Annotated in this window: 24 protein-coding genes, 2 tRNA genes and 1 pseudogene; 14 read left to right on the forward strand and 13 right to left on the reverse strand. The window is 49.0% G+C overall.

All coding sequences use genetic code 11. The features are described 5' to 3' along the window. Positions 1-105 precede the first annotated feature (105 nt). On the reverse strand, positions 106-1,092 hold the full coding sequence (locus AC6RNO_RS20285; protein ID WP_474679544.1) for a polysaccharide biosynthesis protein: 987 nt from the start codon (positions 1,090-1,092) through the stop codon (positions 106-108). Between the two features lie 108 nt (positions 1,093-1,200). Then, a complete protein-coding gene (locus AC6RNO_RS20290) occupies positions 1,201-1,824 on the reverse strand; it encodes a DUF1796 family putative cysteine peptidase (RefSeq protein ID WP_474679543.1) in 624 nt (207 codons plus the stop codon). 298 nt (positions 1,825-2,122) lie between these two features. On the opposite strand from AC6RNO_RS20290, the gene AC6RNO_RS20295 reads away from it, so the two are divergent. Genes AC6RNO_RS20295 through AC6RNO_RS20305 form a run of 3 tightly spaced genes read left to right on the forward strand, consistent with a single transcriptional unit; the run spans position 2,123 to position 4,847 of the window. Further along, entirely contained in the window at positions 2,123-3,337 is a 1,215-nt protein-coding gene (locus tag AC6RNO_RS20295) for a glycosyltransferase family 4 protein (protein ID WP_474679542.1), read from the forward strand. A gap of 5 nt (positions 3,338-3,342) precedes the next feature. Beyond that, positions 3,343-3,942 (forward strand): hypothetical protein, encoded by a 600-nt coding sequence (locus AC6RNO_RS20300; RefSeq protein ID WP_474679541.1) that lies wholly within the window; start codon positions 3,343-3,345, stop codon positions 3,940-3,942. Further along, positions 3,939-4,847, forward strand: a complete 909-nt coding sequence (locus AC6RNO_RS20305; protein ID WP_474679540.1) for an NAD-dependent epimerase/dehydratase family protein — start codon at positions 3,939-3,941, stop codon at positions 4,845-4,847. The genes AC6RNO_RS20300 and AC6RNO_RS20305 overlap by 4 nt, the downstream gene beginning before the upstream one ends. 132 nt (positions 4,848-4,979) lie before the next feature. On the opposite strand, the gene AC6RNO_RS20310 is transcribed toward AC6RNO_RS20305, so the two are convergent. The 5 genes from AC6RNO_RS20310 to AC6RNO_RS20330 all read right to left on the reverse strand — a co-directional run bounded on the left by AC6RNO_RS20310 (position 4,980) and on the right by AC6RNO_RS20330 (position 8,899). Further along, entirely contained in the window at positions 4,980-5,435 is a 456-nt protein-coding gene (locus tag AC6RNO_RS20310) for a DoxX family protein (protein WP_474679539.1), read from the reverse strand. Positions 5,436-5,455: 20 nt separating this feature from the next. Beyond that, positions 5,456-6,055: a TetR/AcrR family transcriptional regulator gene (locus tag AC6RNO_RS20315; protein WP_474679538.1), complete on the reverse strand. Its 600-nt coding sequence runs from the start codon at positions 6,053-6,055 to the stop codon at positions 5,456-5,458. A 557-nt stretch (positions 6,056-6,612) separates the two neighbouring features. After that, positions 6,613-7,572 carry an endo-1,4-beta-xylanase gene (locus tag AC6RNO_RS20320; RefSeq protein ID WP_474679537.1) on the reverse strand — a complete coding sequence of 320 codons (960 nt, stop codon included), beginning with the start codon at positions 7,570-7,572 and terminating at the stop codon, positions 6,613-6,615. A gap of 189 nt (positions 7,573-7,761) precedes the next feature. Further along, the gene (locus tag AC6RNO_RS20325) at positions 7,762-8,001 is read right to left on the reverse strand and encodes a hypothetical protein (protein WP_474679536.1); all 240 of its coding nucleotides are present in this window, start codon (positions 7,999-8,001) and stop codon (positions 7,762-7,764) included. Positions 8,002-8,038: 37 nt separating this feature from the next. After that, a complete protein-coding gene (locus AC6RNO_RS20330; protein WP_474679845.1) occupies positions 8,039-8,899 on the reverse strand; it encodes an arylamine N-acetyltransferase family protein in 861 nt (286 codons plus the stop codon). A 453-nt stretch (positions 8,900-9,352) separates the two neighbouring features. Here AC6RNO_RS20330 and AC6RNO_RS20335 point away from each other — a divergent pair, with 453 nt between their 5' ends. The 3 genes from AC6RNO_RS20335 (at position 9,353) to AC6RNO_RS20345 (ending at position 12,310) form a co-directional block, all read left to right on the forward strand. Further along, on the forward strand, positions 9,353-10,042 hold the full coding sequence (locus AC6RNO_RS20335) for a response regulator (RefSeq protein WP_497106549.1): 690 nt from the start codon (positions 9,353-9,355) through the stop codon (positions 10,040-10,042). Beyond that, entirely contained in the window at positions 10,023-11,441 is a 1,419-nt protein-coding gene (locus AC6RNO_RS20340) for an ATP-binding protein (RefSeq protein ID WP_497106550.1), read from the forward strand. Before AC6RNO_RS20335 ends, AC6RNO_RS20340 begins: the two co-directional genes overlap by 20 nt. Before the next feature lie 173 nt (positions 11,442-11,614). Beyond that, positions 11,615-12,310, forward strand: coding sequence for a hypothetical protein (locus AC6RNO_RS20345; RefSeq protein WP_497106551.1), 696 nt, complete (start codon positions 11,615-11,617; stop codon positions 12,308-12,310). A gap of 39 nt (positions 12,311-12,349) precedes the next feature. On the opposite strand, the gene AC6RNO_RS20350 is transcribed toward AC6RNO_RS20345, so the two are convergent. Continuing rightward, positions 12,350-12,787, reverse strand: coding sequence for an AsnC family transcriptional regulator (locus AC6RNO_RS20350; RefSeq protein WP_497106552.1), 438 nt, complete (start codon positions 12,785-12,787; stop codon positions 12,350-12,352). A gap of 153 nt (positions 12,788-12,940) precedes the next feature. Here AC6RNO_RS20350 and AC6RNO_RS20355 point away from each other — a divergent pair, with 153 nt between their 5' ends. From AC6RNO_RS20355 to AC6RNO_RS20365, 3 genes are all read left to right on the forward strand, one after another. Next, positions 12,941-13,942: an oxidoreductase gene (locus AC6RNO_RS20355; RefSeq protein ID WP_497106553.1), complete on the forward strand. Its 1,002-nt coding sequence runs from the start codon at positions 12,941-12,943 to the stop codon at positions 13,940-13,942. Between the two features lie 339 nt (positions 13,943-14,281). Then, positions 14,282-14,357, forward strand: a tRNA-Ala gene (locus AC6RNO_RS20360). A 211-nt stretch (positions 14,358-14,568) separates the two neighbouring features. Continuing rightward, complete coding sequence (locus AC6RNO_RS20365) at positions 14,569-15,138, forward strand: dihydrofolate reductase family protein (protein ID WP_488434881.1); 570 nt, start codon at positions 14,569-14,571, stop codon at positions 15,136-15,138. Positions 15,139-15,416: 278 nt separating this feature from the next. Here the strand turns inward: AC6RNO_RS20365 and AC6RNO_RS20370 are convergent, their stop codons facing one another. Both AC6RNO_RS20370 and AC6RNO_RS20375 read right to left on the reverse strand, forming a co-directional pair. Next, positions 15,417-15,623 (reverse strand): helix-turn-helix transcriptional regulator, encoded by a 207-nt coding sequence (locus AC6RNO_RS20370; RefSeq protein WP_160043326.1) that lies wholly within the window; start codon positions 15,621-15,623, stop codon positions 15,417-15,419. Continuing rightward, positions 15,616-16,071, reverse strand: coding sequence for a hypothetical protein (locus AC6RNO_RS20375; RefSeq protein ID WP_488434880.1), 456 nt, complete (start codon positions 16,069-16,071; stop codon positions 15,616-15,618). Before AC6RNO_RS20375 ends, AC6RNO_RS20370 begins: the two co-directional genes overlap by 8 nt. Positions 16,072-16,334: 263 nt before the next feature. On the opposite strand from AC6RNO_RS20375, the gene AC6RNO_RS20380 reads away from it, so the two are divergent. The 3 genes from AC6RNO_RS20380 to AC6RNO_RS20390 all read left to right on the forward strand — a co-directional run bounded on the left by AC6RNO_RS20380 (position 16,335) and on the right by AC6RNO_RS20390 (position 17,801). After that, positions 16,335-16,853, forward strand: a complete 519-nt coding sequence (locus tag AC6RNO_RS20380; RefSeq protein WP_488434969.1) for a VOC family protein — start codon at positions 16,335-16,337, stop codon at positions 16,851-16,853. Further along, positions 16,831-16,922: transfer RNA gene (locus AC6RNO_RS20385), tRNA-Ala, on the forward strand. Before AC6RNO_RS20380 ends, AC6RNO_RS20385 begins: the two co-directional genes overlap by 23 nt. A gap of 243 nt (positions 16,923-17,165) precedes the next feature. Further along, positions 17,166-17,801, forward strand: coding sequence for a GyrI-like domain-containing protein (locus AC6RNO_RS20390; RefSeq protein WP_497106554.1), 636 nt, complete (start codon positions 17,166-17,168; stop codon positions 17,799-17,801). A 122-nt stretch (positions 17,802-17,923) separates the two neighbouring features. Here AC6RNO_RS20390 and AC6RNO_RS20395 read toward each other — a convergent pair. The 3 genes and pseudogenes from AC6RNO_RS20395 to AC6RNO_RS20405 form a co-directional block, all read right to left on the reverse strand. Continuing rightward, positions 17,924-18,196, reverse strand: a pseudogene (locus AC6RNO_RS20395) (PaaI family thioesterase); the annotation flags it as partial. 327 nt (positions 18,197-18,523) lie between these two features. Beyond that, on the reverse strand, positions 18,524-19,180 hold the full coding sequence (locus AC6RNO_RS20400; protein WP_474679524.1) for a transcriptional regulator: 657 nt from the start codon (positions 19,178-19,180) through the stop codon (positions 18,524-18,526). A gap of 298 nt (positions 19,181-19,478) precedes the next feature. Continuing rightward, the gene (locus AC6RNO_RS20405) at positions 19,479-19,955 is read right to left on the reverse strand and encodes a MarR family winged helix-turn-helix transcriptional regulator (RefSeq protein WP_488434877.1); all 477 of its coding nucleotides are present in this window, start codon (positions 19,953-19,955) and stop codon (positions 19,479-19,481) included. 167 nt (positions 19,956-20,122) lie between these two features. Between AC6RNO_RS20405 and AC6RNO_RS20410 the strand changes: the two genes are divergently transcribed. Then, entirely contained in the window at positions 20,123-21,637 is a 1,515-nt protein-coding gene (locus AC6RNO_RS20410; protein ID WP_488434876.1) for an MDR family MFS transporter, read from the forward strand. Between the two features lie 224 nt (positions 21,638-21,861). Next, entirely contained in the window at positions 21,862-22,551 is a 690-nt protein-coding gene (locus AC6RNO_RS20415; protein WP_488434875.1) for a formylglycine-generating enzyme family protein, read from the forward strand. Positions 22,552-22,598: the final 47 nt, after the last annotated feature.

Here is a 22,598-nt window from a genome sequence, read left to right on the forward strand (position 1 = left end):
CGGATTCGCACTCCGAGGATTTTATTTGAGAGCCGAAGGGGCAAGCCCCTGGACATGCCGATGCCGGCGATGCGCTCCTCGCCAGTTTTTACAAGTTGATCCGGTTTAGCCGATAAATCCGCCTTTTTGCAGCATTTGCTTAATTTCGTCTTTGGTCATCAAAACATCATTGGCCGAATAATTCCGTGTTTTAAAAGGTGGACTGTCCGAATAAAATTCCTTTAGCTCGGCGCTTTCGTACGTAGGAAAAACGACGATAACCCGCTGATTGTACTCAACCGCATTATGGCTTTCGTATTCGGAAATGAGCAGTTCGTTGATTTTTTCGCCCGGCCTTATGCCGAGCTCGACGATCTCGACATTTTTTTTGCCGGATACATCGATCAAAACTTCGGCCAAATCGAGGATTTTGCAGGCGGTCATCGCCTTTACGAACGTTTCCCCGCCTTTTCCTTCTATAGCGGCATTAATCAGCAGTTCGCTCACTTCTTGCGGCGTCATGAAGAAGCGGACCATTCGCTTATCCGTAATGCCGACCTGATTTTTCTCCTGAATTTGCTTCATGAACAGGTGGAGCACACTTCCGCTTGTCCCCAGGACGTTGCCGCCTCTGACGCACACGAATTTCGTATCCGCGCTCAAATGATTGGACAAAATCATCAGTTTTTCCCCGATCGCTTTGGTCATGCCGTAAAAATTGCTAGGATCGGCCGCTTTGTCCGTGGACATATTGATTACTTTTTTCACCCCGTTCTGCAGGGCGGCGTCGATAATGTTTTGCGTGCCGAGCACATTCGTTTTCAGCGCTTCGATAGGCTGTTCCTCGCAAACCGGAACATGCTTCAGCGCAGCCAGATGGAATACGTAATCAATGCCTGCACACGCTTTGACAGTCGCTTCTTTGTCTCGGATATCGCCGATGGAAAACTGTAATCTAGCATCGTCAAAGGTCCGTTTCATAGCAATTTGCCCTGATTCGTTCCTCGTATATATGACGATTTTTTTCGGATTGTATGCAAGTAGTCCCCGAATCAATGCATAGCCGATAGAACCGGTTCCGCCGGTCACCAAAATATTAGATTGCGTCAGCATGATGTAACTTTCACCATCCTACATTTATTTTTACCACATAAGAATGTTTAAGTTCTTTACAGCGCTAAAGCGTGAAGAACAGCCTTCTTATTGGCGAATAAACCTATCTCATATAAGATGAATACCTCCCAGAATCGCTGTCCAGAGGTGGTTGTTGCCTTCCCATTTTTCCGCGTTGGGCAGTTGAATAGCGCACACCTTTTCCAGAGGCCAATCGAGTTCCACAATTCCGCTGACAGGGGCATGGTTAACGAGCAGAACCCGAAAATCGTGCCGGACGAGCCCCGATAAAACCGTCTGAAGGTCGTAAGTACCCTGAAAATCCCCTTCTGTTCGAATAAAAAGAATGCGCTGGCAGGTATCCGCCTTTTCCAATAAACGTTGGATGCGTCTATCAAATTTAGCTTTTACTTCCGGATAAGTCGCCAGGTTTCCGTGTGGATTAGCGGCTTTGGTGAAATCATGGTTGGAAAGAATGTGATAGAAATCGTCCGATACGAGCAGCATTTCTTCAGTAGCGTCCCCGACCACCCTCAAATTTGCCAATTCCATAAATCCGTTAAAGCGGTTCATCAGCAGCCGGTTTACTTCCGGCAATTGCGGCGATCCCATCCAATCCAACACGCCGGCATAAGGCCGCATGCCGTTCTTTTCAAGCTGAATGGAGGCCAGGCAAAGATCTCCCAAACTGAAAATGGCGTCATAATTTCCTTTCAATTCTGATAATCTCATAACGTTCCAGCTCCTAAATGGTAAGTTTTCATCATACATATCGATTTTGCATGCCGCAGCAAACCGACCGGATGATGCAGAATGGTGATACGCATGTGTTTTCCTGCCTCCTTTTCTATCCTTATAGTTCTATTTGATTCAGTTTTCGAAAAATTGCTTGGACGAAGTAGCTATAAAAATATGCTTTTATACAATTTGGGATAAGTTACCAGTAGTTTCGCCCGAACTTATCCACCTTTTCCCAATAAGCTATAGAATGTACAGGTAAATAAGAGTAGGAAGGGAAAGGTGATGAACGGTGAAGATACTTCTTGCAACATACTGGCCCGTTCCGCATGTAGGAGGAGTATGGCCTTTTATGGTGCAGCTTAGAAACAAGCTGGAACTTATGGGGCATGAAGTGGATATGCTCGGAAACGGGGACGACGACACAAATTCATTCATTTATATGGTGAACCAGAACCGGCGGCTGCCTAAAGAAAAACTCCTTCCGCTCCTCAAAGCCAAGCTGGGTTTAACGTCATTTCCGGTTATGCATGCGAATCCGCTCGTTCAATATGCAGAATTCCAAAGGTACATGTTCGAACTGGCGGCAGCTTATTTCAATATAAGCGGGTATGATGTGATCCATACGCAGGATGTCATTTCCACAACGGCGATGTCCCGGGTACGCTCCGGCAATACGGCGCTGGTCGCTACTTTGCACGGGTGCGTCGCTCATGAAATCAGGCATATCAATCATCCGACGGATTATATCGCGCACGCTTATTACGATGCGATCGAATACACGGGAGCAAGTTCCGCCGAGGCGACCCACGTTGCTAACCGATGGTTAAAAAAGATTTTGGAAAACGAGTTTAACGTGCCCGACAAACAGCTTCATGTATTTCCGTATGGCTTCGATACGGACGGTTTTATTAAACAGATGAAGGTCAAAACCGACGTAGAACGGCCGCACGGCAAGAAGGTCATCATTTTTACAGGACGGTTGGTCGAACTAAAAGGCGTTAATTTCCTGTTAGCCGCTCTTAAAAAATTGAAAGAAAAACGAAAAGATTGGGTTTGCTGGATCGTAGGAGAGGGCCAGGATATGACCGCGCTTAAAAAACAGCGCAGCGACCTGGGGCTGCAAAAAGACGTCGTATTCTGGGGGAAACGGAACGACATTCCTGCGCTGCTGCAGCTTTCCGATATTTTTGTGCTGCCCAGCATTATCGAAAACCAGTCGGTTTCCTTGATCGAAGCGCAAATCGCAGGCAAAGCGGCCATCGTCAGCAATACGGGAGGGCTGCCTGAAATGGTGGAGCACGAAGTTACGGGCTTAACCTTCCCGGTAGGGGATATCAATATGCTTGCTTCCAATATGAATCGTTTGCTGCAAGAGGAAAGTTACCGCAAAAAACTTGGAACGAACGCCCAACGATGGGGCATGCAGCATTGGTCGATGGATGCCATGACGAAGCAGCTGCTTACGCTGTATCAAAGCGCTATCCAACAACGAAGAGGGGGGTAACGCGTATGAAGCAAATCCCGGCTTTGACTAAAAGTTGGCTGCGTCGCTTGTATTGGAAAATTCGCATGATGACGGTATGGGATCGTCTGCAGAAAACTTATTATTCGTACTTCGACAAAAACCGGAAAGAAACCGTTGACGGGAAAGAATTCAACTACTTATTTATTTCACCGCCAAGCCCTGATGTTTTAGTAGACAGCAAAATCTGGCAGCGTATCGCGGATCACTTGCCCGAAAACTACCGAATTCCGGATCAGACTTCGCTTGATGCCCTGCTGCCTTCGACAGGCGATTATTACCACGCCCTGTTTTCCAACCCTGTGCCGATGTTTGGCTTGTACGTGGATAGTTCCGTTTGGAAGCCAATCAAGGCTGCCTTGCCTGTGGGATATACGATTCCCGATCCCGTTTCGCTTAGCATTTTTAAAGAGATGAAGGCGGAAAGCTATGATTCTATGTTCAATTCGAAGGCGTCTGCGCCTGGAATTATAGTCGATAGCGAGGTATGGAAGCGGGTTGTGAACAACTTGCCCAAAGGGTATACTTTGCCGGACTCTATAACGATCAATGTTCTGAACCAAATAGAACGGGGAGTGGGAGTATGAAGGCCGTTGTGACCGGGGGGGCCGGATTTATCGGTTCCCACCTCGTAGATACGCTGGCGGCAGCCGGATTCGAAGTGCATGTCATTGACAATTTGCAATCCGGATACGTTTCCTATGTCCATCCGCAGGCGGTATTTCATAAGGAAGATATTCGCAGTCAAGAAAGCAAGGAGATTATTGTAAGGGAACGGCCTGACGTCGTATTTCACCTGGCCGCTCAGGCGGATGTGCAGCGATCTATGAACGACCCGCAGTACGATGCGGACGTCAATATTAAGGGAACCATCAACCTGCTTGAGGCTTGCCGGGCGGCTTCCGTTAAAAAACTGGTCTTCTCCTCGACCTCCGGCGTTTACGGGAATTTGCAAAAAGAACTGATTTCCGAGGATGACGCTGCGTCGCCGATCTCTTACTACGGTTTGTCCAAATGGGCGGGGGAATCGTACATCCGCATCTATGCCGCGCAGCACGGCGTTCCTTTCACGATTCTTCGCTACGGCAACGTATACGGCCCAAGGCAAATGCCCAAAGGCGAAGGGGGAGTCATTGCCGTTTTCATCCAAAATATGAAAAACGGGCTGCCCCTGCACATTCATGGAGACGGCGAACAAACGCGCGACTTCGTATTTGTAAAAGATGTCGTTCAGGCGAATATCGCTGCGATCGACGCGGGAAACCGGGAAACGATTCATGTCAGCACGGGCCGCAGCATTTCTATCAATAAGCTGGTTCATTTGCTAAAGCAAATACACGGTTCCGATATTGAGACCCGCTATTCGCCGGCCCGGGAGGGCGATATTCTTCACAGCTGCCTGGATAGCAGAAAAGCCGGCCGCGAGCTGCAATGGCACCCTCAAGCGGACATGGCGGCCGGATTGTTGGAAACTTATCGCTCCTTGAAATGATGGGGATACCCGCGCCCTTCATGTCGATTTATGCAAAATGGCCCCCTTTGGCTCATAAAGGGGGCCATTTTGTTACCGGACATTCAAACAGTCGGCGAAATGCTCCTCCCTGAGACCGGCGTGCGCACCGCATCAGGAAAGCGGAGCAAAGATCGGGGAAGCCAGAATGATCGCGGAGATGAAAACGATCTGCAGCAAAGTTCGGACAAGCAGCTTTGGCACAGGCTTGCCGTCGATCGTTAAGCGTTCCCGGGCCGCTCTTATGTTGGCCGGGAACATGGCGATCAGCAGCACCGTCAAGCAGACGGATGCGGCAAGCGAAGTGGCGGGGATCAGCATGCCGATGGCCCCGGCGATTTCAAGCCACCCGGTTATCGTCACGATAAAACCGGGGTTCGGCAAAGAGGGCGGAACCATCGCGACGAGGTCCGGCCGCCTTTTTCCCCAGTGGGCGGAAGCTGTAAGCAGCAGCATAGCGGCCACGGCCCCTTGCAAAGACGGATGCCAGCCGTCGAAATAAGTCCAGCCGAGCCAACCGGCGGCGCGGAAAAGCACAAACGATCCGATAAGCACGATAAAGGGGGCCATCTTTGTTCCTTCTTTCTTTACTATTTGTTGTCGGATTTTAAAGCCTGAGCCACAAAAGACGAAAAATCGTGAGCGGTGAAAGAAGCGGGCGCGACTGGAAAAGAGGAGCGGATGCGCAATCCGAGCGACATCAGGACAAACATTTCGGCTGTTTTGCCCGCATCGACCGATTCCGGAATAACCCCGTGCCGTTGGCCCGTCTCTATCCATTGATAGGAAAAATGCACGGACCGCTCGTAATAGTTTTTGAGCGCTTCGGCGACGGCAGGATCATCTTCTTTGCCCAGCAAATATACTAAAACCTTATTGGTCACATCATGCGCGTCTTCCAAATGGGGGAGCTGGCTTGCGACTTGCTGCATCGGCCCCTCAAACGTTCGACCGCCTTGCTCCACTTCGTCCATGAAACGCCGGTTGTTCTCTTCAAGCCGCTCTTGCAGCACCCAGGCAAAAATTTCGTCCTTGGTTTTCACATAGTGGAAGATGGCCCCTTTGGAAATGTCCGATTTTTCCATAATGTCTTTCATGGTGATGGCGTGGCAGCCTTTTGTCCGGATCAGCTCTTTGGCAGCATCGAGCAGTTTCTGAATCGTCCGCTGTCTGCGTTCCTCTTGTTTCAAAGTGATTCCTCCATGTATCGTTATAACCACATTATACATACCGACCATCGGTTTGTAAATGGAGTTCATGTCAAAATACGGCGGTTCCGCCGCCGCGAGGATGCGGCTTTGCGAAGGCAGCGCTGGCCGGCATCGCGCGCAGAAAAGCCCGCCAGAGCTGATGCTTCCTGCTTGCAATGCGCAGAATTCCTGCAAAAGTGCAGCTTTTTGCGCATTGATGCGCCGGCTGGGAAGAATTCCTGCAAAAGTGCAGGCTTTTCGCGGAAATCTGGTGCCCAGCCCATTCCTGAGCGAAAATACCTGCACAATCGCAGGCTTTTCCGCCAAACGGGCCGCTGCCGTCGAAAAAGCCTGCACTTTTGCAGTTTTTTGGACGGTTGAGGAGTTGTTCACCGGTCTCGCTTTAGCAGCCCCGACTATTTTCACTCTGTGGGGACGTCCACGCAGTTTTTGCCCGGCCACCGGCCGTTTCGCAAAAACGGGAAAAGCCCGCCAGGAAATTCAACCTGACGGGCATTACTGCCGTGCGAATGCCGGGTCCGGCGATTCGCCTTATTTTAAGAACCGCTTAAATATTGCTTTAACCATTTCAGAGCGGGACGCTCGGTTCCCGAACTGGAGATCAGGTGCGTATTCGATGCCCACGTTTGTCCTTGGATGTAGCCCCACAGAGTAATCCCTTTAACGGCCGAATGCTGCCATAAAACCGGGAATTTTTGCTGGTATCTGGCCAATTGCGTATTGTCGTCGCCGGTCATGTCCAGCTCGGATACATAAATGGGCAATCCCGTTGCCGCAAGCGTATTCAGAACATTGGTCATTGTGCTTACAGATACAGTGTCCATATTGAAATAATGGCATTGAATGCCAATGCCGTCGATTAGCCCTCTGCTTTTAAGCAGATTAATAATTTTGACATAGTTTGCCGCGGCGTTGGGATCGCTTATAATTCCATACTCGTTAATCAGCAATTTCGAATTGGGAAAAGCCTGCCTTGCTTGCTGGAATGACCAGATCACCCAATCCCAGCCCGTGGAACCGTCTCCGCCTATCGCATTCCTATAAGATGGCTTGGCGTGCAAAGGTTCATTGACAACGTCCACGAACTCCGCGTTCTTATATCTCTGGCCGGCTGCCTGGATCCACTGCGTGACCTCGGCCTTTTGATCGGCTGCCGAAAGACCGCTGATCCAGCCCGGCTCCTGGTTACCCCATACAAGCGTATGGAATTTGAATGGAAAACCTTTGCTTTTCGCATAATTATAAGACGTATCGGCCCCTGACCAGTTCATGCTGTTTCTGGTAGATTCGACGGAACCCCATTTCGTGGAATTTTCCGGTGTCACCTGGTTCCAATACGTGCCGAAGTTAGAAGGAACGCTGCCGGCAATAATGTTTCCTAAAAATTTGTTGCCGGTAGCGATACCCGCACTGGCGCTCGGAGCGATCGCCGTTGAGATCAGTGCGCCTGCCAATACAAGCGCTGTACTTAACTTTGCCAATTTTGACTTTAACATAAAATACCTCCTCAAAATAGTGTTTTATCCAAGCTTCATCTTTCCTTGATACCGCTTTGCCGCAGTTGTCATCCCACCTCCTCACATGGATAAGAACATAAATAAAACGCTTACATTTCTATATTATAAGGATAGATAAACGCATAAGATACCAAAAAAGTATAGATTTTACTTTCAAAATTAATGGAGTTACTCCGCCAGACGGTGTACGCCGCGAAACTGCTGGCGGCTGCGTTCATCGATGCTGGGGATCGCATACTCCGTAAAGGGATTCTGACCGCCGCCATGCGTCGGCGACACAACGCGCGCCCGGGATTCGCGAGCGTTTACTTTTCTCGCTTGTTCAATGCTACGGTGTTCCAGCGCCTGTACGATTTCCTTCAGGCAGTGCTGCACGCGGTGCACAAGCCGTTGTCTTTTGGCCGACACAAGCGGAAGCCGCTAATGGCTCCCGCTTGCACGACGTTTACAGAGCTTTTGCTTGTTTCCACTCTTCGTGTTTTTTCTGCACCTTTTTCCATAAATCGTCCCGCTCCCGGCTGCTATAACGAACCAGATGCTCGCCAAAAATATTTCCCAAAACTTCGAGCCATTGCGATTTCGTCCGAATCTCCGTTTTTTCAATACCGGCACTATCTCTTTTGCTCCATATGCAGCCTCTAAGTTCATTGCTTCCCTCTGCATGTCTTTGCCGGATAAGAAACAGATTGATCCAGGGTGACTCCGCCGACTGGCAGTAATGGTCGTGTTTCGGCTTAAATTCATTCATATCGTATATGACCTCTGGAGCAAAATCGACTCCGGCAAACGAAGCGCCAGAATCATGCTCCAACCGCCAGCCATTGTCAACTACAGCCGACTCCATGACCTTGTAAACGAGTGGGCCCTGCTTATAAACTCCTGTTTGAAGCGGCAAAGGTTCGAATGGCATGTCTCCGAGGCCGACATCGACGATCCATTTTTCTTCCTTCTGCGATTCGTTTGCCAAGTCGACTGTTAATCCGAGGTGGAACGAATTGACGCGAGGCTCTTCCCCGAGCGGCTGGACCCCGGCCCTGTGCCAGGAAACTTTATAGCCCAAGGAGCGGAGAAGCGTGCTGAACGCGCCATTGAGATGAAAACAATAACCGCTTCTGCGGTTAATGATAAGCTGCACCGATTCCTTGACGTCGATGGAAACCGGTCTTCCGGCAAAAATATCGACGGTTTCCCACGGAACGTTACTTACATGAGCTCTATGCAGTTCAAACAGATAGGCTTTGTTGGGCGGCTCTATTTCTGCAACACCGATTCTTTTCAAATAAGCTTTGACTTCTTCGTTCGTCATTATATTGAAGAAAGTTTTCACGCTGCACATCGCCTTTCCCGGAAATTAGGTGCTCCGTTTCGTCGCCGGACGGCAATTAATGGGTCACCCATATAATAAGTTACCAAATGGTAACATGTCAATGGGTATTGGGACGATACGGCCTGGCAGCTTGGGCAAAAGCCTGCGAAAATACAGTTTTTTTCGCTAGTAACGGCTCGTTTCAGGAAAAAGCCTGCGATTGTGCAGGAATTATCGGTCAAAATGGGTCTAAGCTTAAATTTGAGCGGAAAAGCCTGCAGATTTGCAGGAATATTTCGCGACAAGAGGATCAAGGAGCAAAAAGATGCACTTTTGCAGGCTTTCTGGTGAGCTCCTGGAAATTTCCAAGAAGAATCATCAGGATTATATCTGGCTATTCCAAATCCGGGGTTGTATAATTCATCCAAAGACCGCCGTATTGGAGGATATCGAATGAAAACGATTATGATCGTCGAAGACGAGGACGCGATTTCCCGGGTTCTCGCGGCGTATATCCGCAAGGCCGGATTTGATTGCCTTATCTTCCGGGACGGCTGTCAGGCCGTGGAGTCTTTTGATTCGGTACAGCCGGCTCTTGTCATTCTTGACGTGCTGCTCCCTGGAATGAGCGGCTGGGAGGTTCTGCAGCATATTCGCAGCAAAAGCGTATGCCCTGTCATTATGCTGACAGCCAGGGGCGGTGTCGGCGACCGGATTACGGGACTGAACGAAGGGGCGGACGACTACATGTCGAAGCCGTTCGAGCCTGACGAAGTCATTGCCAGAATTCATGCTGTGCTTAGACGCCCGCCCCAGTCTCTGGTCGGTTCGGATCAAGTCAGCTTCGGGAGCTTTCGCATCGACTTCAAGTCCCGCAGCGTCTTCCTGAACGGAGCGACCTTATCGGTTACGCCCCGAGATTTGTCGCTTCTTATGTTTCTGGCGGAGCATCCGAACCAGATTTTCAACCGCGAGCAGCTGATTGAGAAGGTATGGGGCATCGATTATGAAGGCAGTGACCGGGCCGTGGACCTGGCTATCAAGCGTCTGCGGAAGCTGCTTCTTCACTGGCCGCCGGAAGAAGGGGAAATCAGAACATTGCGCGGGACGGGATATCAACTTTATGCCAACACATCCAATTAGGCGCCGGACGCTGCTCAGTCGTTGGACGTTTCGTTATATACTTACTCTTTTCTTGGGACTGCTTGCCATCGGACTTGTATCCATTCTCTATATCCGGCAGGAAACTATCGACGAGCGGAAGCATGCTCTCCAGGAATTTTCCCAAGCGGCAGCCCAATATGTGACAGACGGTCATGGCAGCATCGTCATTCCGGGCGATTTGTATGAATGGATTGACCGTACGCAGCGGCGATACTCCATTCCCGGACAATTCGCTTTCGTTGTGTTCGAGCGCGGCGATACCCCTGTTTTTGTCAAAAAAGCGCCCCCAAGCGCCCCCGGCCGTTCCTCGCTGAATATCGAAGCGAAGCCGGAGCTGACCGACCGACTGCGTGCAGCGAGAATCGGGGAGGATTTTGTCGTAACAACACCGGTGATGGACAAAAATTCCCCTATCGGCGCTATCGTTATTGCCTACAGCTATCTTGAACTCTCCGATGTCAATCAAAACTACATTTTGATTATCTCACTGCTCTTCTGTGCGGGCTTGCTTGGCTGGACGATCATCTATTTCCTGTCGTTGAATTTAAGAAAACCGATCATCCAACTGTCCGAAGCGCTCAACAAGATGGAAGCCGGCGATTACAATGTAACCGTCCCTGCCAATGTGAAGGAGAAAGAAATTCACGATCTTCTCTTGTCCTTCCAGGCAATGGCTTCGCGTCTGGGACAGCTGGAAGAGCTGCGTACGGAATTACTGGCTGGCGTCAGCCATGAGCTGAAGACACCTGTCGCCTCGATTCATGGCTTGATCCGCGCGGTTCGCGACCAGGTAGTTACGGACGGCGAAGCGGTGGAGTTCCTGGACATCTCCCTTGAGCAGACGCGCAGGCTTCAGCATATGGTCGCCGATCTGCTGGACTTTAATTCTTTTGCTTCAGGCATAATCAAAGTTCGGGAGGATTCGATTGATTTGGGCAAGCTTTTGAGCGAAATCGCTTATCAGTGGGGGCAGCTCGATCAAGAAGAAGGGATAGAGACCACGGTCGATATTCCAGACCGGATTTTTATGTGCATGGGGGACGCCAGCCGCATTCAGCAGATCGTGGTGAATTTGCTGAACAATAGCAAACAGGCGTTCCAAGGTCAAGGGCATATTGGCATAACGCTATCGGAATATTCGGACCAAACCTATGAGGTCATCGTTTGGGACGACGGTCCCGGCATACCGGAAGCCGAGCAAGCTCATATTTTCGAAAAATACTACCGGGGCGAGCGTAAAAAGCTATCCGTTGGCGGCCTAGGACTCGGCCTGACCTATAGCCGGATGCTTGCTGTTGCGATGAAAGGCCAGCTTCATCTAAAAAACAGCTCTCCCGGGGGCACCGCGTTCCAGCTGTTGCTGCCCAAGCAGTGTTAGGCATTGAAGCATTTTTGGGAACTAGCGGCTTCTTGACGTTTTCCTGACACATTGGTGCATTAATCTATCCCTAGGAGTCAATCCGAGGGAGTTACTTTTGTGCATGCGGGGTAAACGAGTTCACCGGACAGACTCCTAACACAGTCATTCCCAATGTGAGAGGAGAACACAAAATGAAAATCAAAAAATTTATCATCGTCCCGACTTTACTGTTCGCTTGCAGCGCAGGTGTATGGTTGGCATTCGCCGGCGGTTCCCAATCCTTAACCAGAGCGGAGGCGGCAGCCGCTAAGAAATCTGACCCGGTTCATGCCGCTCCACAGCAATCCGCAGGCCCCGCAGCCGAAAACGACAGCAGCATCACAACCGATCAGAACGGATATACCATCGCTATTTCCGGAGGGTATAATACGGACCCGCAGGATCATGGCAGGCCGATCGTGCTCATTGCTGCCGCGCTCGGCGTCCCTGACGATGTATTCAGGCAAGCTTTCAGCGGCGTAAAACCGGCAGGCGCCGGAAGCTCCGGCCCGACATCGGAACAGGCGCGATCCAACAAAGCGGCATTGATGAAGGTGCTGAAACCGTACGGCATCACCAACGAACGCTTGGATGAAGTATCCAACTACTACCGCTACAGCGGCGTCAAAGGCGAAGTTTGGAAAAGAACGCCTGCTTTGCTGACCACAACGGTCAAGGACGGTATCTTAAGCGGGGTCACGATAATCCATGCAGGTTCCGGCTATTCTTCAGCACCGACTATCAAGATTACAGGACCGAATGGAGCGATCACCTCCGCAACTGCAACCATCGCCTACACGTCGGATTTCAAAACCAACGGCAGTATTGCCTCGATTTCAATTCAATAGGCATCGACTTCGCAGAGTGAAATTACCAGAGCTATACATTTATTCGCCATTTTCAGCGATCAGGCGCTTGTTCTCAATCGCCGCGGAAAGCACGATCAGCGTCGAAGAGAAACCGTGCGGACCGCACGAATCGAGAAAAGCGCTCAACGTTTCCATCGATGCGGTAATTATTTTCAGCATAAAATTATACTCCCCGCTGATGCGATACAATTCGACGACATCCGGGGATTGCCAGCAAAATTCCTGGAAGTCCTGACAATTGTTCGTTTTGAACAGCACGAACGCCGTGACGTCTTTGCCGAGCTTCTTAGGCGATAGAACCGCTTTGTAGCCGGCGATGATCCCCTGTTCTTCAAGCATGCGTATCCGTTCGGTAACGGCAGGCTGTGTCATCGCGATCGTGCGGCCGATTTCGGCAACCGGCATTCGCGCATTCTCATGCAGCAGCGATAAAATTTTACTGTCGATTTTGTCCATAGCGATTGTTCCCCTTTATTTTGTGTGCTGAAATCGTATTTTTAACTTTAATATAAAGAAAATTGCTCCAATATAACATGATTTATATATGTAAATTATATTCCTAACCTTATAAAATGTCATTGAAAGAGATTTTAAAGGAGTGGATAACGAATGATCGCGACAAAATCACTTAACCTTGATACCCCTCTCGCCATTGGCGGCGTCGAGCTGCGCAACCGGCTAATTATGGCGCCTATGCAGCAGTACAGCGGCTCGCCGGAAGGCTATGCGACCGAGCATCATATTCAGCATTACTCGAGAAGGGCAAAAGCGATCGGATTAATGATCGTGGAATCGACGGCCGTGTCCGATAACGGCAGGCTGGTGCCTAACGATATAGGCATTTATTCGGATCGGCACGCCGATGCGCTGAAAAGGGTAACCGATGCCGTCCATGCCCACCATACACCCGTATTCGTTCAATTGTCCCACGGAGGAAGAAAGTCGGCGCCTGAAGTGACGAAACGGCTCATTGCCCCAAGCGCAATTCCATATGACGATACTTACGGAAAGCCTGCGCAATTGTCGGTCTCCGAAATCGAGGCCCTCATTGAAGATTACCGAATAGCCGCCAGACGCAGCGTCGCGGCGGGTTTTGACGGGATTGAGGTACATGCGGCTCATGGATTCTTGATTCACCAGTTCCTGTCGCCGATTACGAATCTCCGCAGTGACGAATACGGCGGAACGCCCCGTGGCAGGACGAAATTTTTGCAGGACACGCTTGCTGCAATCCGCTCCGAAACCGGCCGGGATTATCCGGTTATCGTACGGATCTCCTCGACCGATTACGTCGACGGCGGCCTAAATCCGCAGGAGCTGGCGCTGATGCTCAAACCGCTTGAAGCGGAAGGGCTTCTTGACGCGGTTGACGTATCATCCGGCGGCCTGCTGCCGATTCAGCCGACGGAGACCCATCCGGGCTACCAGCTGCCTGACGCAGCCGTCATGAAGCAGCATCTTCGCGTACCTGTCATCGCCGTCGGCAAAATCTATACCCGCAGCTTTGCCGACCGGATCATCAGGGACGGGCTGGCGGATGCCGTCGCTATCGGACGGCCGCTGCTGGACGATCCCGATTTCGCGCAGAAAATGATTGACCGAAAAGAGTGAAGCCTCCGGGGCCGGGGAGCGATTCCCGGCTGTCCGAATAGCCCGGGGGATAAGGGATTGCTCCCATTTAAATGAGAAAGCCCTATCCGGTTGCTGGCCGGCAGGGCTCTCTCGGTACTAAAAATTAATTGAATGAAACCTTCGATTCTGCTCGATGCACGTCCTCTCAAAACTTTTTTGCGCAGGGGCTTGCATACTCTGAATTTTTCATGTATAATTCGAAAAGTCGACATCAATAAGGGGCCTTAGCTCAGCTGTGAGAGCGGCGCAGTCAGTTACATTGCTCCAAAAATTGAATACCAGCAACGATGTAATACGTTTCCTTGATTGGAAATATATGGGGAATTAGCTCAGCTGGGAGAGCGCGTCGCTGGCAGCGACGAGGTCAGGGGTTCGAGCCCCCTATTCTCCACCAATACCACACACAGACGGCAGAGATGCCGTTTTTTTGTTCTTTTAAATACTTCTTCTATGCTACTTTGTGTGACAAAGCTTCAAAAAAATTTAGATTTCCACTTGAACCTTACTTAACGTAATGATTTATAGTGAACATAACGGCAGGACGAAACACGGGCCACCGGCCAAAAAATCGGCAAAATAATTTCGAAATCGGAGGAGAAACGAATATGAGGAAACTAGTATTGTTCATGCATGTGTCGCTGGATGGGTATGCGTCGGATTCGAACGGAGGACTGGATTGGATTCCATACAACGAGGAATTCGAGAAATACGCCGAGGAGGTCGTAGCCGAAGTCGGCTCTCCTGTTTACGGACGCACAACGTATCAATTGATGGAGGGCTACTGGCCCACGGTGCTGGACAATCCGAATGCTTCGAAGCACGGTTTGGAGCATGCCAAATGGCTGCAGGATGTGAAGAAGATCGTCATTTCCAGTACGATGGACAAGGCGGAATGGAACAATACGATGCTGATCAAGGACAATATAGCAGAGGCAATTAAGGCGCTCAAGGAACAACCTGGAAAAAATCTCGTCATCTTCGGCAGCCCGGGTGCGGCGAAGACGCTGCTTGAGCTCGGCCTGATCGACGAATTCCTGCTGACGATTTGTCCGGTCGTCCTTGGCAGCGGAAAATCGGTATTCGACGGCGGCGGCGAGAAAATCAAGCTCAAGCTGCTGTCCAGCCGAACGTTCAAGTCAGGCGTAATCGCGGCCCGCTACGAGTTGGAGAAATAACCGCGCCGTACAATCTGAACAGCATGTCTTGATCATGATTGCCTTAGGGCATCATCCACCCAGCCGACGAATTCCTTGTTGCGCCAGAGCGCATCGCTGGCAGCGATGAGGTCAGGGGTTCGATCCCCCTATTCTCCACCACATATAAACAACCAAGCAGCCGATACGGCTGCTTTTTTTGTATATGGTGAGCCTTGGGCAGGAGAGAACCCCTGGCGGGTTCGTCCCGCGCGGACGGAGCGTTCTTCGGTGCCCCCTCAAAGGCGTTCAGTCCCACGTTATTTCAGAATAAACAATTCTTCGACGGGAAGACCAAAAACTCTTGCCATCTTAATGGCTAACACTGTACTCGGTATGAACTTGCCATTTTCAATCGTGTTGACCGTCTTTCTGGTGACCCCAATCAATTCTGCTAACTGTTCTTGTGTCAAATTCATTTTGGCTCGTTGCACCTTTATAGTATTTTCTAGAACATCTTCACTCATCGCCGAGAACCTCATCTTTGTCAAGGATTAAGTAACTTACTAGGGGAGAAATGACACCAACGACGAGCAATATGTGTAAAACAAGCTGGATATTTAATGCAACATACAAGCTGAGCGTAAATAAAATCCCTACCAACCCCAAAATAACCCAAAAGCCTATCGTAAAGCTCTTAAGTCGAATCATTTGAAAATACTCATTATTTAATGATATGGCCAATGGGCGCTTCTTTTGCATGAGAAACGATAACAGGACAATTTTTATGAGGTAATACGCCCAGACAATCCCACCAATAACAGAAATAATGGCAGTGAAGCCTGTGATTAATTTGACGGTGTCTAAATGTAGATACCGAATCAAATATGTCAGCTGCCATATTGCAAAACCAATCAGGCTTCTTTTAATGAATGTTGTCCTGTTTTTTTCCAACTGTGTTACTTCAGATGCCAAATGGATTTCCCCCTCAACAATGTAACCTTTATTACTCATAATATCACCTTAGTGTTACAAAGACAAGGTATACTTTCAAGCATCGCTCGTTTTGCACGGAGCGAATGGATACCCATCTTCATACATGACGTCAACGTCTTTTACTGCTATAGATTCGGGTGAGCCGAAGCGGCCATTAATGTCTGCGGTGTCGCCTTTTTACAATACATCGGAATTGCGGAGCTCCTATAATAGAGACGATCAGAAGAAATGGAGGAATGGAAATGACGAATGACAGAAACAATGAAGGTATAACCGGAAAATATACCACAAATGGGAAACCAAACGGGTACACGGCCATTACACCGTTTATCGTCGTGAATAATCCGGCTGAAGCGATTGCCTTTTACGAAACCGTATTTGGGGCAAAAGCGAAAAGTGTGACAGATATTGGCGATGAAGGCAATAAAATCATTATTCATGCCGAAATCGATTTTGGCAACGGGTTTCTGCAACTGGGAGCCGCTAACCCTGCTTTTCGATTGGTTTTACCGCCAGGGGAAGGCGATGCGTGCTATTCTTTAGGAATATATGTCTCCGACGTTGACAGTACCTTTTCCTTGGCCCTAGCCAACGGAGCGAGCGTCAGAGAGCAAACAACGAACTTTATTTCAGGGGATCGGTATTGCAGTATTCTGGACCCGTTCGGAATCAGATGGTCAATTATGACTCGAATTGAGGATATTTCGGAGGAAGAAAGTTTCCGTAGGGTGGCCGAATGGAGCAAAAGTTTGGGGCAATGAAACCGACAAGTGTGGGAGAACGCTTGCATGGCATGCATGGGTAGGGGTTCGATCCCCCTTGGCCCACCAATATAAAAATTCAATCCACCCGACAAGGTGGATTTTTTATGCCTTGGCTCCACCAATATAGGTTAGCAGACCAGTTCGCCATGGAAGTGGTTTTTTTCTATTTTTTTGATGGGCCCTGAAATAGAGAGGCGTTTCACGGGTTTGAGTAACTACAATCGTAACATGAACGTTTGAATATGACATACAGTTGTCAGTTTCTAAATGTTAATATATACAAAAACCATACAAAAGGAGAGACAGGCTTTGAATAAAAAGATAGATTACAAGAAAGATTTTAACCAACTCTATATGCCTGATATGTTACCGGAAATTGTGAAAGTGCCGAGGATGCCTTTTTTTATGGTCAGTGGTTCTGGAAACCCTAACGGTGAGGAATTTTCCAGGGCGGTAGAAGCTTTGTACAGTTTGAGTTATGCGGTGAGAATGTCTTACAAAAGTGACGATGTGCCGGCTGGATACTACGAATATACGGTTTTTCCGCTTGAGGGCGTGTGGGACTTGCTTGATCGGACCAAGCCGGCGATGGACAAAAACAATTTGAAGTATACGATTATGATACGCCAACCCGATTTTTTGACAGAAAAATGGTTTATGCGGTTTCTAGAACAGACGAAAAAGAAAAAGCCAAATCCGTACCTTGAGAAAGTCCGGTTTGAGCATGTGGATGAAGGTTTGTGTTGTCAAATGATGCATATCGGCAGCTTTGACGATGAACCGAAAAGCTTTGCTCGAATGGAAGCATTCTGTGAAGAGAATGGTTATATCCGTACCAGCAAAATTCATCGGGAGATTTATTTGTCAGATCCTCGAAAGACGAAACCGGAAAAGCTTAAAACAGTGTTAAGATTCCTGATAATGAATGCAGATTCTCGTCCTTAGGCAAATTGGGGCAGTGAAACTGGCCACGGCGGGAGAGCGCATCACTGGCAGCGATGAGGTCAGGGGGTTCAATACTCCTAGGCTCCACCATACCTATTCAGATACGGCAAATCCATAAAATGTTACCTTCCCTTTGCTTTATCTCCACGAAGGATCATGCAAGTACTTGTTGCATAGGCTACAAGACTTTGGTTTTTGTCAAATACACTGCAATCAATAAATCCTACGGTTTGTCCTTTCTTCATTACCTTCGATTCCGCCCTGATCGTACCATTCCATACCGGTTTCAAAAAATTGATTTTTAATTCAATGGTCGTAAAGCTCTCATCCGGCTGAAGGGTCGTCCCGAAAGCCACACCCATCGCAATGTCTGCAAGCGTACTTGTTACGCCCCCATTTAGTGTTCCTTAGGGATTGGAGTGGCTCTCGGTCGCCTCCATCTCAAACATGACACCCCCAACACGCCCATTAAGGCGTGTTTTTTGCGTTTGGCGGATCGATTCCCAGGACGCCATACCCTAACGGACACTAGGGACGTTAATTTGCTAAAAGCAGCCGTTTTCAAATTATAACGGTCACCACAGCGCTTATTTAATCCGAACCGCCCCCCAAAGCGGCATTTTCACCAAATATCTGCAACTGTGTCCGTTAGATATCTAAATGGTCGAGATTTCCCTCAATAGGCGCCACTGTGTCCGTTAGAAGATTTGGTCTTACAAAATTCACCTACGCTCCCATCGTAATTGATAAGTTCGATATCGCTGCTTCCCGCTGGCTACCGTTAACAAATTTCGTTCGACTAATCCATGCAATAGACGTCGAGAGTGACGATCGGAAAGACGGAGATGACCAGCCAGTTCGGCAGCAGTAAAAGGATGCAGCAATCGGCGTGCGAATCGAATTGTTTCAGTTTCAGCCCAATCCAAGTCGGATGACACAGGAGTGGAAATGAATTTTCCGATAAAGGCAAGCACAAGTTGTCTGCAAAATTCAGGTTCTTCGACGATGGAGAGATAGGCAACGGTGAGGAGTGTCCAATCGTCAAGAATTAGCATGGAGTGCTTCTTGCATAAATCCTTGAAGCGTGTAACACCGATGTCTCTGGCGTGGGATCGGTAGTCTTGAATTTCAATGCAGCCCTTGGCGTCTCCCGGCATATACGCCAGATCCAGGTAACGCATGGAATTATGAATATCCCTGACCTCCCATTCGGGGTAAAGATGATCCAAATTTCCGACTGCCGGATACCAACAGGATCGTAGAAACTCCACGGAGCTGTGGGTCAATCCTTTCTCAAGAATTTCGCGTCTTCTTGGTTTTTTCTCGTTTGCAATATGTCGTTGCAGCCATTCCTCATAAGTTTTCGTAAAGAAGCCCATTGATGCAGATTCCCCCTTTTGTCAGCAAGTAAAAAGCCGCTCCAATACGGTAGCCGTAAACGGACGCTCGTATTAAAGCGGCATGTGCTTCACGCCGATTCGATTTGGTTAGAGTATACCCCATTATCCCGAATACCACAACTGATTTAGACATTAATAAAAGGCCGCGAAAGCGCTGAATGAGCATGAAACTAATCGGAACGAGCTTCAATGCATGGCTTCACTTTGAGGGGAAGAAAAACTTCCGCTGCGATTTACTTCGGCGAAAAGGCTTCGTCAGCAGTTATAACGAGATATCTTATTCAGGGTCGATCTTTTCATGCGAGATGATCCGCGAGAGGATATCGATAAGCTGGGTGCGCAAATCCATGGGCAATGGTTTAAGCAGATCCTCTTTCACTTTTTTCGCGGCTACACGTCCTTGTTCAATGAGAGGCGGAGCAATGTCCGTCAGCTTGACCAGCATCGCTCGGCGATCCTTGGGGTCGGGTATTCGGACAAGCAGATGTTCTTTCTCCAAGGCATCGACGAATTGGGTAACCGAAATGGCCTTGATGTCCATCGCCGCGGCCAAATCGCTCATTCTGACCGGCTCCGATTCGGAAACGGTTATTAACAGGCGCAGTCTCGGCCCGGTTAAAAATGCAGGCAGATCCATGGAGGAAAGGCGCAGCTCAAATTCGTGCTTGATATAGTGGGCAGTACGAATAAGCGCATCAAGCGCATCGACTTCCGAAGAGACGGATTCTTCCGATGAAAACGGCATATTGGACATGAAAAAACTCCTTGACGGATAAATAATTAATAAGTAAACTTACTATCAGCAACCATATTAATAAGGTTGCTTAATATATCTAACCTTTGTAATTCTATTGTACCGCATGATCCGTTTGAAGGGAAGCGCAACAAACCGAATGGATTCTTTTTGAGGAGTGATCGCTTATGTCCGAGCAAGCAAAGAAAACCAACTATATTGTCGCCGGATTAATGCTGGGAATCTTGATGTCATCGATGGACAATACGATCGTCGCAACGTCGATGGGGACAATCGTGTCAGATCTGGGAGGGATGGAGAACTTCGTATGGGTTACATCATCCTATATGGTGACTTCGATGGCAGGCACCCCGATTTTCGGAAAGTTATCCGATATGTATGGCCGCAAACGTTTCTTCGTATTTGGTCTAGTTGTATTTCTAATTGGGTCCATTCTATGCGGGCTTGCATCAAGCATTGTTCAGCTCAGCGCGTTTCGGGCGATTCAGGGTATTGGCGGCGGAGCCATTATGCCTATTGCATTAACGATCCTGTTTGATATATTTCCTCCGGAAAAACGAGGGAAAATTTCGGGTATATCCGGAGCTGTGTTCGGCGCATCCAGTATTTTCGGTCCGATGCTTGGAGCCGTTATTTCGGACCACCTTGGATGGAATTGGATTTTCTACGTCAATGTGCCGTTCGGCATAATCTCTTGCCTGCTTATTGTACTGTTCTATGAAGAATCGCTTGCGCATTCCAGGCAAAAGATCGATTGGCGCGGAGCGGCAACGTTGATCGGATCGGTTGTCTGCCTTATGTTCGCACTAGAACTTGGTGGCGGCCGTTATGCTTGGGACTCCGGCGTAATAATCGGTCTTATTCTGTTGTTTGTTATCCTGCTAACCGGATTTGTAATCGCGGAAACGAAGGCGGAGGCGCCGATCATTTCGTTTCGCATGTTCGCAAACCGCTTGTATACGGCCAGCATCGCAGCAGCTTTTTTTTACGGATCGGGTTTTGTTATTGCAACGGTATATGTGCCCATCTTTATTCAAGGTGTATTTGGTGAATCGGCGACCGGTTCTGGCATGATCCTGATGCCGATGCTGGTAGCCGGAGTCCTGTTTAGTCAAATCGGGGGCAGACTGACAATGAAAATAAGTTACCGGAATTTGATGATCGGTTCCGCCTTGTTGTTCGGTACCGGCATGTATTTGCTTAGTCTTTTGTCGCCGGCTTCTTCGCGTTTCATGACAACGGTGTTCATGATTGTAACCGGGATGGGGATCGGCGTGTCCATGTCCGTCTTGATGCAATCGGCGGTCCATCCCTTTGATATGCGGCAGCGCGGAACCGCGACTTCATCTGTCGTGTTCATTCGCTCGCTGGGCATGACGATAGGAATCACTATTTTTGGCATCATACAGCGGAACATCTTTAATCGCAAGCTGGGTGAGTCTTTCGAAGGATTAGGGGGGATTTCGGAAAACTCCTTGATCGACCCGCGCTCAGCATTGACACCGGGTCATCGCGCTCAACTCTCTCCGCGGACACTGGACATAATCATCAACTCTCTCTCTTCGTCGATTGCCCATACTTTCCTATGGGCGCTCGTCCCGGCGGCGCTTGCCATGATCGCCGTTATGCTCATGCCAGCGGATAAGGTATCGGGGACAAGGAAAGCAGGCGAAAAGGGTTGAAGCATCGACCGAAAGAGCTTTTAGAGAATGTCTGGAACGAATTGAGGTCTGGTGGTAAGATTGGGTTATTTACGATCTTTACTGTGCGTTGCACGAACTGAGCAGCTCAGATCATCTCATAGGTTTTTGATTAGCGGCACCGGCATAGGTCTGCAGTTGATAACGGGAATTATAGGTTGAACGCGGGGGTTCTCGCTTGAAAGTTTGGAACGGGAGGAAAATAGGTGTCAAACGTGCAGCGTAGTGATGCTGAGTATCCAATGGTGAAAATTTCTGCAGGTGAAATTGAATTAAGAGACGATCGAATAAAGAAGACATGGACGGCCAAGGTGAATTCTTTTTTGCTTGCACCGGTTCCTGTTACTAATGCGTTATATGGCTCGATCGTGCAAAAGCCAGCTGGACCTCATGACGAACCACAGGCTCCGGTTGTGGGTGTTTCATGGAATGATGCTATTCTCTTTTGTAATTTGCTTTCTCGGCATTCGGGTCTACTGGAATGTTACTCGGTAAGCGATGATGGTGAGAATGTCGTCTGCAACTGGGAGGCGGATGGATATCGTCTTCCTACGGAAGCGGAATGGCAGTATGCGTGTAAAGCGGGAACGGGCGGTTACCGGTACGGTGAGCTTGATGAAATAGCTTGGTATCGCGAAAACTCTGAGGGCATGGTGCATGAGGTCGGTAAAAAGCTGCCGAATGCATGGGGGCTCTATGATATGTTAGGAAATGTTTGGGAGTGGTGTTGGGATTTATACGATGTAAAAGCTTACGGCTCCTACAGAGTTTTTCGCGGCGGAAGCTGGGCGGAAGAGGCCCGGGGCTGTGGAGCGACGTGCCGCCGCCGCAGTCACCCTACATTTCGCATCGACGATCTTGGCTTTCGTCTTGCCAGGTCGCTACAATCGGGATAAATAGCAATTGAGAAGAACTCCTATGCTGTACTGCGTGATATGATAAG

This window comes from Paenibacillus sp. sgz302190, from assembly GCF_059820445.1.